This is a genomic window from Sphingomonas sp., assembly GCF_031372575.1.
In the GTDB taxonomy this organism is placed as follows: domain Bacteria; phylum Pseudomonadota; class Alphaproteobacteria; order Sphingomonadales; family Sphingomonadaceae; genus Sphingomicrobium.
Genome location: NZ_JANMLM010000067.1, coordinates 1 through 14,790 on the forward strand (window position 1 = coordinate 1; position 14,790 = coordinate 14,790).

Sequence of the window (14,790 nt, forward strand, 5' to 3'; positions counted from 1 at the left end):
GCAACGCCGTCGAAGCAAGCGACCGCGCCATCGAGCACGCGCAGCGAACGCTCGACTTCGATGGTGAAGTCGACGTGGCCCGGGGTGTCGATGATGTTGATCCGATGCTCGGGGCCATTGCCCTCTTCGCCCGACCAGAAACAGGTCGTCGCGGCGCTGGTGATGGTGATGCCGCGCTCCTGCTCCTGCTCCATCCAATCCATGGTGGCGGTGCCTTCGTGCACTTCGCCAATCTTGTAGGACTTGCCGGTGTAATAGAGGATGCGCTCGGTCGTCGTCGTCTTGCCGGCGTCGATGTGCGCCATGATGCCAATATTGCGATAACGGTCGAGCGGATGGCTGCGGGCCATGACAGGTTCCTTGAAAAGCTGGGGGGCCGGCGAACCGGTCTCCCCCGGATATAGTGACTACCAGCGGTAATGCGAGAAGGCGCGGTTGGCTTCGGCCATGCGATGCGTATCTTCGCGCTTCTTGACCGCGTTGCCGCGGTTCTGCGAGGCGTCCATCAGCTCACCCGACAAGCGGCCGGCCATGGTTTTTTCGCTGCGGGCACGGGCCGCGGTGATCAGCCAGCGGATCGCCAGCGCCTGAGCGCGGACGTCGCGGACTTCGACCGGCACCTGATAGGTCGCACCACCGACGCGGCGGCTGCGAACTTCGATGCCCGGCTTGATGTTGACCAACGCCTCGTGAAAAACGCCGATCGGGTCCTTCTTGAGACGGGCTTCGACGGTTTCGAGCGCAGTGTAGACAATGCTCTCGGCAACCGACTTCTTGCCATCGAGCATGACGCTGTTCATGAACTTCGACAGAGTCATGTCCCCGAATTTTGGATCGGGAAGGATGATGCGCTTTTCTGGGCGACGACGACGGGACATAGTGAAATCCTTATCTTGAGCGGCGCACCAGCGGTTCAACGCGGTGCGGCCGACGATACCAGCTTATTTCGGGCGCTTGGCGCCGTACTTCGAGCGCGACTGACGACGGTCCTTGACACCCTGCGTGTCGAGCACACCGCGAAGCACGTGATACCGCACACCGGGAAGGTCGCGAACACGGCCGCCGCGGATCAGCACGACGCTATGCTCCTGCAGGTTGTGGCCTTCGCCCGGAATGTACGAAATGACTTCGCGCTGGTTGGTCAGGCGGACCTTGGCAACCTTGCGCAATGCCGAGTTCGGCTTCTTCGGGGTCGTGGTATAGACGCGCGTGCAAACGCCGCGCTTCTGCGGATTCTGTTCCATCGCAGGGACCTTTGACTTGGCCTTCTGCGGGTCGCGGCCCTTGCGGACCAGCTGGTTAATCGTCGGCATGAAGCCTTCACCTTTTCATTGTCAGGAAGTCCCTGACGGTTACTGTTGCCCTTCGGCTATCACCCGTGGAACGGGCGAATGCGCGAACTCCGGCGAGCCTTGCGGTCACCGGCCTTCACGTTGTCGAGCAATGTTCAGCTCTTGTCCGGCAGGGTGCGATAAGAATCGAAAGCCCTGCGGACAGGCGGCCCAATACGGACGATTGGCTGCGCGGTCAACGGGGAGCGCCGCGAACCACCGCCAAGACCATCGGATTTACCGATTTTTAGGCAGTCCCCGCCATAACCGCCAGCGACACTGAATGGGGTAGCGTGATGAACAAGATTCACTTTTGGCTGATCGGCTTCGGCATTTGCTGGTTTGCTGCCGCTTACTTCCTGATGCCGGCGATGGGCTTCGTCGGCGTCGGCATCCCGATCGGCGCGATCGGCCTTGGCATCCGCCAATGGTTCATGGCCGACGCCCATGCGGAGCGGCAGGGAGCCGCTTTCTCCAACACGAACGTCGGCGGGAAATACGACAAATATCACTATCACGAACTCGACTAGGCGGTCTTCGCCCGGCCAATTTCCTGGATGAACTTGAACACGTCGGCGCTGAACGGCGCCTGCGGCATGTCACCTTGCCATTCGCCCATCTTCTCGTAGAAACTTGTCACACCCGACATCATCGCCGGTGACGCGACCTGGGTGAACGGCTTCAGCAATTCCTGCCATTCGTCGAACAACGCTCGCGCCTCGGGGCTTGTCGACCCGAGCGGGATCGCTGCCGCGACGCGCCTGCCAAGGTCGGCCCATTGCGCATTATAGGCGTCCTGGTCGAAGCCCGGCGGCACGTCCTTCATCCGTTCCGCAAACTCGGCCTTTTGCTCGGGGGTGAAGTATCGATCAGTCACTTTATCCCATTGCTCCTTGGTCATCGTCAGTTCCTCGTTGGAGATGAGCGAGCAAAAGGTCGCTGCATCGACGGGCTCGCCGCGGTCGATGCGAGACTTGACGGTCAGCAGCAGGCTTCGCGCTTGTTCCAATTCAGTGCTTTTCTCATCGAGCGCCGCCAGTTGCGCATCGATCAGCGCGCCGAGGTCAAGCTTTCGCCCAAGCGTCAGCGCGCCGATCTGCGCCAGCGTCAGCCCGGCGCGCTTCAACGCCACGATCTGATTGATCCGCTCAAGCTCGCCCGGCCCGTACAGCCGCCGGCCCGAATAGGTCCGCAGCGGTGTCACCAGCCCCCTGGCCTCGTAGAAACGAAGCGCGCGGCTGGTTAGCCCGGTGAGGCGAACGACGTCCTTGATGTCGAGTGGCTGATCCATGCGCCGCTTGTAACGCTTGACCTTGGGTCAACTTCAAGCGGTTATTTTATGCGCCGCGAGTTGCTCGTAAGCAGGGCGGCACGCCTCCGCGATCCTTTGAGCTGCATCGTCAATCACCTGCAGCGGACCATCGGGCGGGCCGAAGCCCTCGCTCGCCGCGACCGCATCATACCAATGCGGTGCCCACACCCCATCCGTCTCGCGGATCCCCGGCGCCCAGCACAGCATCGCCGGATCCCAATCAATTCTGAGCGCGCCGCATAACGCAGCGAGCGTTCCCGCCGGGTCGAGCAAGATGTCCGCGCTGTCGATCACCGGCGGCGCATGGCCCAGGCGGTCGGCCTCGCGCTCGAAATACTCAAGCTGGCGCATCACGCCGAGATGCTCGGGGCGAACCGCCACCCGCTTGGCGGCATAGCTTGCCACCACCCGCGCCGGGTCGCGGATCAGGAAGGCGTGGGTCAGGCCGGATAGATCATCGATCGCGATCGGCCCGACCATGTGGTGCGCCATATGCTTCTGATACCAGATCGGCGCGCCATCGGGGCTCGGCCCGGCCATCGCCCGTGCGACGCTGTCCCAGTCGCAATCCATCGCGGCAATTACGTCGTCCGCCATCGGCTGCGGATCGGCGCTATCCTTGAGGTAGGCTCCATAAAAAGGCTCGTCCGACACCGCCGTATCCGCCCGGCTGCCAAAGCTGCGCATCATCGCAGTCGACAGGTTGCGCGGGCCGGACCACATCGCGATGCGAATTGTCACGGGCGGGTTTGCCCCGCAATGTCCGCCTCAACCCGATCGGCATACAGCCGTTGCAACCGCTCGACCATCGCCCCGCGCCCGTCGCTGATCGCGCGCCCGTCGACGTTTCGCACCGGGGTCAGCCCGGCAAACGTCCCGGTGCAAAACGCCTCCTGTGCGCCATAGACCTCGGTCAGCGAGAAATTCTTTTCGAACACGGGAATTCCCGCCTCGCGGCAGATCAGGATGACATTCTCGCGGGTGATCCCGCCGAGGCAATAATCGCCCGACGAAGTCCACACTTCGCCCTTGCGGACGATGAAGAAATGGGTCGAATTGCAGGTCGCGACGAAGCCGTGCGGGTCGAGCATCAGCGCCTCGTCCGCGCCCGCCCCGGCCGCCTGGATGCAGGCGGTGATGCAATTCAGCTTGGAATGCGAATTGAGCTTGGGGTCCTGCACCGCCGGGTCGCCGCGGCGGACATGGACGGTGAACAGCCGCAAGCCTTCCACTGCCAGCGCTGCCGGCGGCTCCTTATATTCGGCGATGATCACCATTGTCGCCCTGCCGACCACCACGCGCGGGTCCTGATAGGGCGTCGAACGAACACCGCGCGTCACCATCAGCCGGATATGCCCGCCATCGATCATCGCATTGGCGTCGATCGTCTCGTAGAGCCGCGCCGTGATGGTTGCACGGTCGAGCCCGACGTCCATCGCGATCGCTTTCGACCCTTCGAACAAGCGGTTAAGGTGGCGCTCGAGGAACGCAATCTTGCCTCCATGGACCCGCATCCCCTCCCAGATGCCATCGCCGAGCATGAACCCTGAATCGAACACCGACACCATCGCCTCGCCGCGCGGCGTCAGCACGCCATTGACGCTGATCAGGATCGACGCGTTACGCGGATCCGAGGTGTCGTGGAGCGTGGTCATTCAGTGGCACCATGTTCAGGACGAATGGCTAAGCGATTGATCTCCGGCCAGCGCTCGGCGACGTCGGTCTCGATGTCGAGCACGATATGCTCGACGTCGCGCGCGCCGATCGCATCGTCGAAGTCGATCGTCATGATCACCAGGATTTCGGTCGGTGCGGAATGGATCGAGATGATCTCCCCGACCGCGGCCACCCCTTCCCGCCCGGCGGCCAGCGCGCGCAACTGCTCGTTGAGCAAGGGGTCGGCGCGCTCGCCAATCAGCAGCCCCTTGGATTCAAAGGCCAGCAGGTAAGCAGTCAGTGCCAGGACCACCCCGATGACCACCGATGCGGCCCCGTCCCAGAACGGATTGCCGGTGATTTGCGCCAGCAGCACGCCAGCGAATGCGGCCACCAGACCGAGCATCGCGGCGCCATTTTCGAGTAATACGATGAACGCAGGCGGGTCCTTCGATTCGCGGATTGCCTGCCACCAGCCAAGCGACCCCTTGGCCTCCTTAAACTCTTTGTAGGCGGCGACAGTCGACCAGCTTTCGAGCGCCAGTGCGATGGCAAGAACGGCGTACGCCACGATCGGCGAGACCGCATGCTCGGGCTCGAGAATGTGGATGATGCCTTCGTAGATCGACACGCCCGCCCCAAGCGCGAACACGAGGACGGCAACGATGAAGCTCCAGAAATAGACCTCTCGGCCATAGCCCAATGGATGTAGCGCATCGGCCGGCTTGCGAGCCCGCTTGCGGCCGTAAATCAGGAGCATCTGGTTGGAACTGTCGACCAGGCTGTGGATGCCTTCGGTCAGCATGGCAGACGATCCGGTGATCGCCGCCGCGCCAAATTTCGCCACTGCAATGCCGAGGTTCGCCGCGAAGGCGATCAGCAGGGTGCGATTATTATGCCCCGTCTCGCTCATTGGGCATGAGCGACCAACGTCCCGCCCTTGATCACGCCCGACGGTGCTTCAAGCAAGCGGATGTTGGACAATGGATCGCCGGTGACCGCGACCATGTCGGCATAGCGGCCGACCGCGATCATCCCGACGTCGCGTTCCCGGCCCAGCGCCTGCGCGGCATTGCGCGTGGCGGCCTGGATCGCGTCGAGCGGGGTCATGCCATAGGTCACCATCGTCGCGAATTGCCGCCCGATCTGGCCGTGCGGCATCACCCCGGCGTCGGACCCGAACACCATCCTGACGCCAGCCCGGTGCGCGGCGCGGAAATTGTCGCGCTGGGCCTGCGCAATCTCGCGGTCCTTGCGCAGATTATCCTCCAGCGTGCCGTTCTTCTTGCCCTCCGCCTGGGTGTATTCGGTGTTGTAGATATCCATCGAGAACCACACCGGCTGCTTGCGGGCCAGCGCCAGCTTGATTCCCTCGGCATCAACCAGCGATGCATGCTCGATCGTGTCGATCCCGGCGCGGATCGCGGCCTTGATGCCGTCGGCCCCATGGGCATGGGCGGCAACCCGAATGCCCCATTGATGGGCTTCGTCGGCGATGGCGCGCATTTCGGTCTCGGATAATTGCTGCTGACCCGGCTCGGTGTTGCGGCTGAACACCCCGCCGGTGGCACAGATCTTGATCACCTCGGCGCCGAACTTGCGCTGGCGTCGGACCTGATGGCGAAGCTCCTCGACCCCATCGCCAATCCCCTCTTCCTTCTTGTCTTTCTCCAGGCTGGGCGGAAGGAACGTGCTGTCACAATGACCGCCGGTCGCACCGAGCGCATAGCCCGCGGGCACAATCCGCGGCCCGATCGCATAGCCATTGTCGATCGCCTGTTTCAGCCCGATGTCGTTGCGATTGGACGAGCCGACATTGCGCACCGTTGTAAAGCCGGCGTCGAGCATGGCGCGGGCATTGCCGACTGCGGCCATGCCGAAGAAGCTGTCGGTGAATTCGAGCCCGCGATAGCCGCCGATATCGGCCGGCCCATCGAGGTGGACGTGCATATCGATCAGGCCGGGAAGCAAAGTCTTGCCGCCCATATCAATGTGGCGAACGTCCGCCCCCCATTTGACGGTGCGGGCGTCGGCGATGCCGGTGATCCGTCCGTCGTCGCCGATGAAAATCGCGGGATGCTCGACGTAGCGCCCGGTGGCGACGTCGAGGTAGCGATCGGCGGTAACGACGCGCTTTTCGGCCGATGCCGATGTCGCGAACAATACCGCGACCAGTCCGATCAATAAACGCATGTCCCGCCCCCTTAAATGTGAATTGCCTTGCCGTACGCACCGAGCACGCTCTCGTGCATCATCTCGCTCAACGTTGGGTGCGGGAAGACGGTGTTCATGAAGTCGGCCTCGACCAGCTCGGCGGTCTTGCCGATGGTGTAGCCCTGGATCAGTTCGGTCACCTCGGCGCCAATCATGTGCGCGCCGAGCAGTTCGCCGGTGGTGGCGTCGAACACCGTTTTGATGAACCCTTCGACCTCCCCAAGCGCGATTGCCTTGCCGTTGCCGATCGCGGGGAATTTGCCGACGCGCACGTTGTGGCCGGCTTCCCTGGCCTTGGCCTCGGTCAGCCCGACACTGGCGACCTGCGGATGGCAATAAGTGCAGCCGGGGATGTTGAGCGGGTCCATCGCGTGCGGCTGGACATCCTTGTTGCCGAGGCTCTGCGCGATGGCCTCGGCGGCGATCACACCCTCGTGGCTCGCCTTGTGCGCCAGCCACGGCGGTGCGGTGATGTCGCCGATCGCCCAGATGCCCGGTACATTGGTACGGCACATCGGGTCGGTCTTGAGGAAGCCGCGGTCCATTGCGACGCCGAGCGCTTCCAGCCCGATATTCTCGGTGTTCGGAACGATCCCGACCGCGACGATGCAATGCGAGAAACGCTGCTCGACGGTTTTTCCATCGGCGGTCTTGATGCTCGCCGCGACGCCCTTGGCGTCGGCCTTGAGGCTTTCGACCCCGGCGCCGGTGAGGATCGTCATGCCCTGCTTGACCAGGCTCTTGGCCAGCGCGTCGGAGACGTCGGCATCTTCGACCGGCACGATCCGGTCGAGCATTTCAACGACCGTGACCTTGGCCCCCATGTCATTGTAGAAACTGGCAAACTCGATCCCAATCGCACCCGATCCGATGACCAGCAACTCGGTTGGCATGTCGGGTGGGGTCATTGCGGTGCGGTACGTCCAGATGCGCTTTCCATCGGCCCTGGCAAACGGCAGCTCTCGCGCCCGAGCCCCCGTCGCGACGATGATGTTCTTGGCGGTGAGTTCGGTCTTCTTGCCGTCGTTCGTGACGGTCAGTTTGTTCGCCGCCGTCAGCGCACCATCGCCCATCAATACGGTGATCTTGTTCTTCTTCATCAGATGCGTGACGCCCTGGTTGAGCTGCTTCGACACCGCCCGTGATCGCCCCACCACCTTCGCCAGGTCGAACGACGGCTTTTCCGCCGACAACCCGTAAGCATCGGCATGTTTCATATTGTGAAACACCTCCGCCGACCGCAGCAGCGCCTTGGTCGGGATGCACCCCCAGTTGAGGCAGATCCCGCCAAGCAATTCGCGCTCGACAATCGCCACCTTGAGCCCCAGCTGGCTCGCCCGGATCGCCGCGACATAGCCGCCGGGTCCAGAACCGAGGACAATGAGGTCGTAAGCGTCGGCCATATTATTCTCCATTCGCCGCGATCGCGCGCGGTCGGTCATCTTTGCCCAAAGCGACGAACGTGAATTCGCCGCTCGCCACCGCGAACACGCGCTCGCCATCGCGATCCCTGGCTTCGGCGTCGACGGCGATGGTCATCGAGCTTCGGCCCTGGCGCAGAAGTTCGGCATAGACCGAAATTTCGTCGCCGACCGAGGGCGCGCCAGTGAACCGCAACGCATCCGCTGCAACGACCACGCACTTGCCCTTGGCATGGCGTGACGCAAGGCTCCCGGCGGCAAGCGCCATCTGGCTCATCAACCACCCGCCGAATACCCCGCCATAAGGATTGGTGTCGGTCGGCATGGCGGTGACGCGGATCATCGGGGACCGGTCGGGCAAGGGATCGCTCAGTTTCTATGCCAGCTGAAAAACAGTCGAAAAGCGATCCCCGACCCCACGGCGAGCGGGACCGAGAACAGCAATCCCGGCGACGAGGCGAACGGGCGGATCGTGCCCCAGCTCGTCCAGTTGGTCATCCACGGCCCCGACTTGCCGGCAAGCAGCATCGGCAGGACGAAGCCGACAATCGCGCCCAGGAACAGGGCTGGGATCCATTTCATGTCACACCACCATCGTTAGCGGATTCTCGACCAATGCCTTGAACGCCTTCATCAGCCGCGCGCCGTCGGCACCGTCGATCGCGCGATGGTCGAAGCTGCCGGTGGCCGACATGATGGTCGCGATCTGCAAACTGTCGTCGATCACATAGGGCCGTTTCTCGCCAGCGCCGATCGCCATGATCATGCCTTGCGGCGGGTTGATCACCGCTTCGAACTGCTTGATCCCGTACATGCCCATGTTGCTCAACGACGCGGTGCCGCCCTGATATTCGTGCGGCTGCAATTTGCCTTCCTTGGCGCGGCTCGCGAGGTCGTGCATCTCGGTCGAGATTTTCGACAGCGATTTCTCGTCGGCACCGCTGACAATCGGCGTGATCAACCCCCCCGCGATGCTGACCGCGACCGAAATGTCGGCGCGGCTGTATTTGATGAGCGTGTCGCCGGCGAAACTGACATTGCATTCGGGGACTTCGATCAGTGCCACCGCCAGCGCCTTGATCAGCATATCGTTGACGCTGAGCTTGATGTTGCGGCTGGCCAGCCCGGCGTTGATCTCACCGCGCAGCTTGAGCAGGCGGTCAAGCTGGATATCGACCGTCAAATAGATGTGCGGCACCTGCTGCTTCGATTCGGTCAGGCGGCGCGCAATCGTCTTGCGCATGTTGCTGAGCTTGACGATCTCGTGCGGGATATCGCCAGGCTCGACCGGCGCGGCTTTCGCCATCGGCGCAGATGCGGTTGCGGGCGCGGCAGCCTTCGCCCCGCCAGCGCCCTCGCCAAGGTCGGCGCGGACAATGCGCCCGCCGGGGCCGGTTCCCGACAGCGAGGCGAGATCGATCCCCTGCGCTTCGGCCAGCCGCCGCGCGAGCGGGCTCGCCTTGATTCGGTCGCCGGTCGAATCGGGCTTTGGCATGACCAGCGCGGCGGGCGCGGGCGGGGATTCGCCGCTGCCAGCTACTGGCGGTGCGGGTTCAGCCTTAGGTTCTTCCTTCTTCGGCGCCTCGCCCTTGGCAGGCGCTGCGGGCGCTGGCGCGCCAGCAGCTTCCCCCTCACCGCCCATCAGCGCGATCGGGGTACCGACTTTCACCCCGTCGCTTCCCTCGGCGACAAGGATCTTCGAGATTACGCCTTCATCGACGGCTTCAAATTCCATCGTCGCCTTGTCGGTCTCGATCTCGGCCAGCAAATCGCCCGATTTGACGCTGTCGCCTTCCTTGACCAGCCACTTGGCGAGCGTCCCCTCCTCCATCGTCGGCGATAAAGCGGGCATTTTGAGTTCGATCGGCATGGGGCTTCCCGGCTGGTAATGAGTCTCCGGGCACAAACGCCAAAGCGACCCCGCCGGTCAAGGCCCGCTTGCCAACGAAAGGGGTTTGGCGCAGCACTGCGGCGATGAGCGGGGCAATTGAAAAGCGCACCTATCTGGTGGTGATCGACGATAGTCCGGAGGCACGCACCGCGCTGCACTTCGCCGCGCGCCGCGCCGCGAAGACCGATGGCGCGGTCGAAGTGCTGGCCGTGGTCGAACCGCAGGACTTCGTCCAATGGGGCGGAGTCCAGGCGGCGATCGAGGAGGAACAGCGCCTGCGCATCGAAGCCAGCGTCGCTGCCTCGGTCGGCGAAATCATGGACGCGGCGGGAATTCAGCCCAACATCATCGTCAGCCCCGGCGATCCGGTCGCGGCAGTACGCGGACTGATCGGCACCCGCAGCGATATCGCCGCGCTCGTGCTTGGAGCCGCGCCGTCGGGCAGCCCCGGCGTGCTGGTTGCCAATTTCACCGGCAATGATGCGGGCAAATTGCCGTGCCCAGTGATGATCATCCCCGGCGGACTGAATGACGAGCAGCTCGAGCGCTTGAGTTAGAGCACCTCCGCCAGGATGGCGCCGATCGCAACACAGCCCGCTTCATCCTCGGCATCGAACCGCGCATGCTCGGGACTGTCGAGATCGAGCACCGCGATCAGCTCGCCGTGCCTAACGATCGGCACGACCAACTCGCTGTTTGATGCGCTGTCGCAGGCGATGTGGCCGGGAAAAGCATGGACATCGTCGACCCGCTGCACCGATTGCGTCGCGGCCGCCGTGCCGCATACGCCCTCGCCAAACTTGATGCGGATGCAGGCGACGCGGCCCTGGAACGGGCCAAGCACCAATTCGCCGCCAATGTTGCGATAGAAACCCGCCCAGTTGAGCCCCGGGATTGTTTCCCAGATCAACGCCGCGGCATTGGCCATGTTGGCAATCGGGTCAGGCTCACCGCTCACCAGCCCGCGCAAGGCGGAGGCAAGGTCGCGGTACATCACGCCTTTGTCGGCGGCATCGATCTTGTGGTCGAACATCAGTAATCCGTCACTTTCCCGCGCCCTGCCTTGATTGTCGCCCGGCCCTTCTTGGTATCGACCCGCCTGGCCTTGGCGGCGCGACTCGGCTTGGTCGGTCGGCGCCGCACCTGGACGATATGGGCATCGGCGATCATCTTCGCCAGCCGGACGCGGGCATCCTCGCGGTTCGACTCCTGCGAGCGGAAGCGCCGCGCGGTGATGATCAGTTCGCCGCCGATGGTCATCTTGGTCCCGGCGATCACCTTCAATCGCTGAAACACATGCGGGGCGAGGCCGAGCCGGTACACATCGACCCGCAGCTGGCAGGCGGTGGCGACCTTGTTGACATTCTGTCCGCCGGGCCCGGTCGCGGCGAGGAATTTCTCGCTCAGCGCATCGTCGGGGATGACGACGTCTTCGGGTTTCACGGCAGCAGGTCCAGCCAGCGCCCAAACCGCTCGGGCACCGGCGCGGTGACGTCGATCGGCTCCTTTGGTTCGCGCGGCATTGCGATCCGCCAGGCGTGGAGCAGCAATCCGCTGTCGGGCAGTACCATGTCGCCCGGCTCGTCATCATCGTCGGCGCGGCAGTAAACCGGATCGCCGACAATCGCCGCGCCGAGCCCGCGCGCGGCATGGACTCGGATCTGGTGGGTGCGGCCGGTGCTGGGCAGGAATTCGACCAGGCTTTGCCCGTCTAATGCCCCGATCCGCCGCCAGCGGGTCACCGCTTGCTTGCCGCCGTCCTCGACCACCATTCGCCAGCCCCGCGCCGCGCTGGAACGCTTGGCCACGGGCAGGTCGATCACGCCTTCCTCGCCCGGGGTCTCGCCATCGACCACCGCGAGGTAGGATTTGCTCACCAGCCCGCCCTCGAACGCCTGCTGATATCTGGCGCGGCTCTTGTGATTGCGGGCGAACAGCAGACAGCCCGAGGTATCGCGGTCGAGGCGGTGCATCGCCACCGGCGGCCGGGCAAAGCCAAGCGTCAGCTCGCCGATCCGCGCCTCGATGCTGTCGCCGCCGGCACGCGGCTGATCGACCGGCAGGCCCGCCGGCTTGTCGATCACGATCGCTTCGCCGTCGACGAACAGGATGAGGTCTTCGAGGGTCATGGCCATCTGCCGTCATTGCGAGAAGCGAAGCGACGAAGCAATCCATCTCGCGCATGTAGATTGCTTCGCTACGCTCGCAATGACGAGGATGCACCGAAGCCCAGCCGCAACGATTCCTCGGGATTCCAACCTTTTGGTGATTATGCCTTTTGCAAACACGGTGGCAGGAAGGCCACTCCAACCCTATCCGGGGATGCAGCGGTAGCGCGGCTCGGTTCCGGGAACGGTGCGATATCCCTTTGCCCGATTGGCCAGTTCTACTTCGGCGGCCTCGCGCTCTATCATCCTGCGGGCCGCATCGCATCGCGCCATCGTCGAGAACGGAACAAAATCTCGTCAATTGGCGCGTTGGATTAGCAGGATTGCAGGGCCACGCTCGACCGAGGCGACCTGCATAGCCGCGAGCACTATCGCTAAGATCATTCCGGCTTCTCCGGCGCTTGCTTCGCCACCTTCTTCAGCCGCTCCGTCCAGCGCGCTTCATCCTCGTCGCACCCGGCTTCGCGGGCGGCGTCCTTGAACTTGTCGGTCTGCATTGCTTGCCGCTCGGTCATCCCACCATCCTGTCAGCCCCGCCCACCCGGCGCAATGACTGATGCTCCGGCGCAACGATTCCTCGGGATTCCAAGCTTTTAGGAGTTATTAACCTTTTGCCTTCAGACATTGCATGGTTAATGAACGCTTCAGGACCGTTAAGGGCGAATGAAGCTCTAGGGTTTTCGGATCGGGGGAAATTGCTCATGCGCGTGCTGTTGATCGAAGACGAGGCGACCATCGCCAAGAGCATCGAACTGATGCTGTCGACCGAGGGCTTTAATGTCTACACCACCGATCTGGGCGAAGAGGGCCTCGATCTGGGCAAGCTGTATGATTACGACATCATCCTGCTCGATCTGAACCTGCCCGACATGCACGGCTATGACGTGCTCAAGAAATTACGCGTCGCCAAGGTCGGCACCCCGGTGCTGATCCTGTCGGGCATGAACGAGATGGACAGCAAGGTCCGCGCCCTGGGCTTCGGCGCCGACGATTATGTCACCAAGCCATTCCACCGCGACGAACTGGTCGCCCGCATCCACGCCATCGTCCGCCGTTCCAAGGGCCACAGCCAGTCGGTCATCCGCACCGGCAAATTGGCGGTCAACCTCGACGCCAAGACGGTTGAAGTCGACGGCAGCCGGGTCCATCTGACGGGCAAGGAATATGCGATGCTCGAGCTGCTTTCGCTGCGCAAGGGCACCACGCTGACCAAGGAAATGTTCCTCAACCACCTGTACGGCGGGATGGACGAGCCCGAACTCAAGATCATCGACGTGTTCATCTGCAAACTGCGCAAGAAATTGAGCCTGGCGTGCGGTGGGGACAATTATATCGAGACCGTGTGGGGCCGCGGCTATGTGCTGCGCGAAGTCGAAGGCGACGTGATGACCCCCGAAGCGGCGGTCGCTTAAAACCAACAGTTCCATGAGCAGGGGCTCAGGATGGCGGGGTGCGCAAGCGCTCCGCCATTTTCTTATGCGTCGACCAGGATCCGGCGCGGGCTTCGGCTGGGCAATTGATCGCCGATCGATGGTGGTTCCGGCGCGTCGACCGAGTCCATGTCCGACCAGCCTTCGCGGCTGAGGCGTTCCATCGGCTTGAACGTCGCCTTGTAGGCCATGCGGTCCGAGCCTTCGACCCAGTAACCGAGATAGACATAGGGCAGGCCGGCGCGCGCGGCGCGGATGATGTGGTCGAGGATGATGTAGGTGCCAAGCCCGCGGCGAGCGCCGGGATCAACGTCGTAGAAGGAGTAGATCATCGACAGGCCGTCGCCCTGCTGATCGCTGAGGCAAGCGCCGACCAGTTTGCCGGGCTTGCCGTCGACCGACGGCTCGCGATATTCGACGACGTAGGTGCGGACCGGGGTCTGTTCGACCATGTCGGCGAAGTCATGTTCGTCCATCTCGGCCATGCCGCCGCCGGGGTGACGCTGCGCCAGATAGCGACGAAGCAAGGCATATTGCTCCTCGGTGGTCCATGGCCGGCAGGCGCTGACTTCGAGATCGGCGTGGCGACGCATCAATTTGCGCTGGGTCGCCGACGGCATGAACTGATCGGCCTTGACGCGCACCGAGACGCAGGCCGAGCAGTCGATGCAACTGGGGCGATAGGCGACCGATTGCGAGCGGCGGAAACCGATCCGCCCGAGCGCTTCGTTAAGCTCGCTGGCGTGGCGGCCCGATAATTCGGTGAACACCTTCCGCTCGACCTTGCCCGGCAGATACGGGCATGGCGAAGGGTTGGTGACAAAGAATTTGGGAAAGCGAAATGGTGCGCTCAACCCGACGGCCTCCAAATGGTTACGAAAGTCTTTATGCGACCGGTAAACGCAGTTGGAAAGAGTTAGTGACGCGCCGAACAGGGTTAAGGTTGGCGAGTGTCCCGAAGCGGGATGATCGGGGCTAGTCTAGGCTGGCGCGTTCGACGGTGAATCCGGCCTGTTCCAGGCGGTCGACGAGGGTGTCGATCGCCTGCGCGTCGCGGGCTTCGCACTCGACCTCGATCAACGTGTCCTTGGCCGGCAGGCGGGTGAAAATCCGCTGATGCTCGACCTCGATGATGTTGACCCCGCATTCGTGAAACTTGGCAGTGATTGCGGCGAGCGCGCCGGGGCGATCCTGCGCATTGATCTTGAGCCGCGCGATGCGCCCGCAGCGGACCAGTTCGCGGACCAGCACATTGGCCAGCAAATGCGTGTCGATATTGCCGCCGCACAATATGGTGCCGACTTTCCTGCCGGCGAAGCGGCCGGGGTTGGCGAGAATATAGGCCAGGCCCGCCGCGCCGGCGCCCT

Annotated in this window: 21 protein-coding genes; 3 read left to right on the forward strand and 18 right to left on the reverse strand. The window is 63.3% G+C overall.

Going from position 1 to position 14,790, the window contains the following annotated elements; genetic code table 11:
• The 3 genes from RMN73_RS06320 to rpsL form a co-directional block, all read right to left on the reverse strand.
• The coding region (locus RMN73_RS06320; RefSeq protein WP_309602476.1) for a GTP-binding protein at nt 1-350 on the reverse strand (350 nt) is incomplete at its 3' end.
• Nucleotides 351-407: 57 nt separating this feature from the next.
• Nucleotides 408-878: a 30S ribosomal protein S7 gene (rpsG, locus tag RMN73_RS06325; protein WP_309602477.1), complete on the reverse strand. Its 471-nt coding sequence runs from the start codon at nt 876-878 to the stop codon at nt 408-410.
• A 63-nt stretch (nt 879-941) separates the two neighbouring features.
• On the reverse strand, nt 942-1,313 hold the full coding sequence (gene rpsL, locus RMN73_RS06330; protein WP_019516007.1) for a 30S ribosomal protein S12: 372 nt from the start codon (nt 1,311-1,313) through the stop codon (nt 942-944).
• 314 nt (nt 1,314-1,627) lie between these two features.
• On the opposite strand from rpsL, the gene RMN73_RS06335 reads away from it, so the two are divergent.
• Nucleotides 1,628-1,861, forward strand: coding sequence for a hypothetical protein (locus RMN73_RS06335; protein WP_309602478.1), 234 nt, complete (start codon nt 1,628-1,630; stop codon nt 1,859-1,861).
• Here the strand turns inward: RMN73_RS06335 and RMN73_RS06340 are convergent.
• Genes RMN73_RS06340 through RMN73_RS06380 form a run of 9 tightly spaced genes read right to left on the reverse strand, consistent with a single transcriptional unit; the run spans nt 1,858 to nt 9,804 of the window.
• A complete protein-coding gene (locus RMN73_RS06340; protein WP_309602479.1) occupies nt 1,858-2,622 on the reverse strand; it encodes a MerR family transcriptional regulator in 765 nt (254 codons plus the stop codon). The two genes, RMN73_RS06335 and RMN73_RS06340, sit on opposite strands and share 4 nt — an antisense overlap.
• 33 nt (nt 2,623-2,655) lie before the next feature.
• Nucleotides 2,656-3,384 carry an HAD family hydrolase gene (locus RMN73_RS06345; protein ID WP_309602480.1) on the reverse strand — a complete coding sequence of 243 codons (729 nt, stop codon included), beginning with the start codon at nt 3,382-3,384 and terminating at the stop codon, nt 2,656-2,658.
• Complete coding sequence (locus RMN73_RS06350) at nt 3,381-4,298, reverse strand: aminotransferase class IV (RefSeq protein WP_309602481.1); 918 nt, start codon at nt 4,296-4,298, stop codon at nt 3,381-3,383. The genes RMN73_RS06345 and RMN73_RS06350 overlap by 4 nt, the downstream gene beginning before the upstream one ends.
• On the reverse strand, nt 4,295-5,212 hold the full coding sequence (locus tag RMN73_RS06355; RefSeq protein WP_309602482.1) for a cation diffusion facilitator family transporter: 918 nt from the start codon (nt 5,210-5,212) through the stop codon (nt 4,295-4,297). Before RMN73_RS06355 ends, RMN73_RS06350 begins: the two co-directional genes overlap by 4 nt.
• On the reverse strand, nt 5,209-6,492 hold the full coding sequence (locus RMN73_RS06360; RefSeq protein WP_309602483.1) for an amidohydrolase family protein: 1,284 nt from the start codon (nt 6,490-6,492) through the stop codon (nt 5,209-5,211). Before RMN73_RS06360 ends, RMN73_RS06355 begins: the two co-directional genes overlap by 4 nt.
• Nucleotides 6,493-6,503: 11 nt before the next feature.
• Nucleotides 6,504-7,916: a dihydrolipoyl dehydrogenase gene (gene lpdA / locus RMN73_RS06365; RefSeq protein WP_309602484.1), complete on the reverse strand. Its 1,413-nt coding sequence runs from the start codon at nt 7,914-7,916 to the stop codon at nt 6,504-6,506.
• Nucleotide 7,917: 1 nt separating this feature from the next.
• The gene (locus RMN73_RS06370) at nt 7,918-8,277 is read right to left on the reverse strand and encodes a hotdog domain-containing protein (protein WP_309602485.1); all 360 of its coding nucleotides are present in this window, start codon (nt 8,275-8,277) and stop codon (nt 7,918-7,920) included.
• Between the two features lie 26 nt (nt 8,278-8,303).
• Nucleotides 8,304-8,516 carry a hypothetical protein gene (locus RMN73_RS06375; protein WP_309602486.1) on the reverse strand — a complete coding sequence of 71 codons (213 nt, stop codon included), beginning with the start codon at nt 8,514-8,516 and terminating at the stop codon, nt 8,304-8,306.
• A 1-nt stretch (nt 8,517) separates the two neighbouring features.
• Entirely contained in the window at nt 8,518-9,804 is a 1,287-nt protein-coding gene (locus tag RMN73_RS06380) for a pyruvate dehydrogenase complex dihydrolipoamide acetyltransferase (protein ID WP_309602487.1), read from the reverse strand.
• A 104-nt stretch (nt 9,805-9,908) separates the two neighbouring features.
• On the opposite strand from RMN73_RS06380, the gene RMN73_RS06385 reads away from it, so the two are divergent.
• Entirely contained in the window at nt 9,909-10,382 is a 474-nt protein-coding gene (locus tag RMN73_RS06385) for a universal stress protein (protein ID WP_309602488.1), read from the forward strand.
• Here RMN73_RS06385 and RMN73_RS06390 read toward each other — a convergent pair.
• The 4 genes from RMN73_RS06390 to RMN73_RS06405 form a co-directional block, all read right to left on the reverse strand.
• Entirely contained in the window at nt 10,379-10,858 is a 480-nt protein-coding gene (locus tag RMN73_RS06390) for a GAF domain-containing protein (protein ID WP_309602489.1), read from the reverse strand. The two genes, RMN73_RS06385 and RMN73_RS06390, sit on opposite strands and share 4 nt — an antisense overlap.
• A complete protein-coding gene (gene arfB, locus RMN73_RS06395; RefSeq protein WP_309602490.1) occupies nt 10,858-11,268 on the reverse strand; it encodes an alternative ribosome rescue aminoacyl-tRNA hydrolase ArfB in 411 nt (136 codons plus the stop codon). Before arfB ends, RMN73_RS06390 begins: the two co-directional genes overlap by 1 nt.
• A complete protein-coding gene (locus RMN73_RS06400; RefSeq protein WP_309602491.1) occupies nt 11,265-11,960 on the reverse strand; it encodes an RNA pseudouridine synthase in 696 nt (231 codons plus the stop codon). Before RMN73_RS06400 ends, arfB begins: the two co-directional genes overlap by 4 nt.
• Nucleotides 11,961-12,373: 413 nt before the next feature.
• Nucleotides 12,374-12,508 (reverse strand): hypothetical protein, encoded by a 135-nt coding sequence (locus tag RMN73_RS06405; RefSeq protein WP_309602492.1) that lies wholly within the window; start codon nt 12,506-12,508, stop codon nt 12,374-12,376.
• A 186-nt stretch (nt 12,509-12,694) separates the two neighbouring features.
• Here RMN73_RS06405 and ctrA point away from each other — a divergent pair, with 186 nt between their 5' ends.
• Entirely contained in the window at nt 12,695-13,405 is a 711-nt protein-coding gene (gene ctrA, locus RMN73_RS06410; RefSeq protein ID WP_309602493.1) for a response regulator transcription factor CtrA, read from the forward strand.
• A 62-nt stretch (nt 13,406-13,467) separates the two neighbouring features.
• Here the strand turns inward: ctrA and RMN73_RS06415 are convergent, their stop codons facing one another.
• Both RMN73_RS06415 and RMN73_RS06420 read right to left on the reverse strand, forming a co-directional pair.
• Nucleotides 13,468-14,277: an arginyltransferase gene (locus tag RMN73_RS06415; protein ID WP_309602494.1), complete on the reverse strand. Its 810-nt coding sequence runs from the start codon at nt 14,275-14,277 to the stop codon at nt 13,468-13,470.
• Nucleotides 14,278-14,398: 121 nt separating this feature from the next.
• On the reverse strand, nt 14,399-14,790 hold a 392-nt coding region (locus tag RMN73_RS06420), incomplete at its 5' end, for an ACT domain-containing protein (protein ID WP_309602495.1).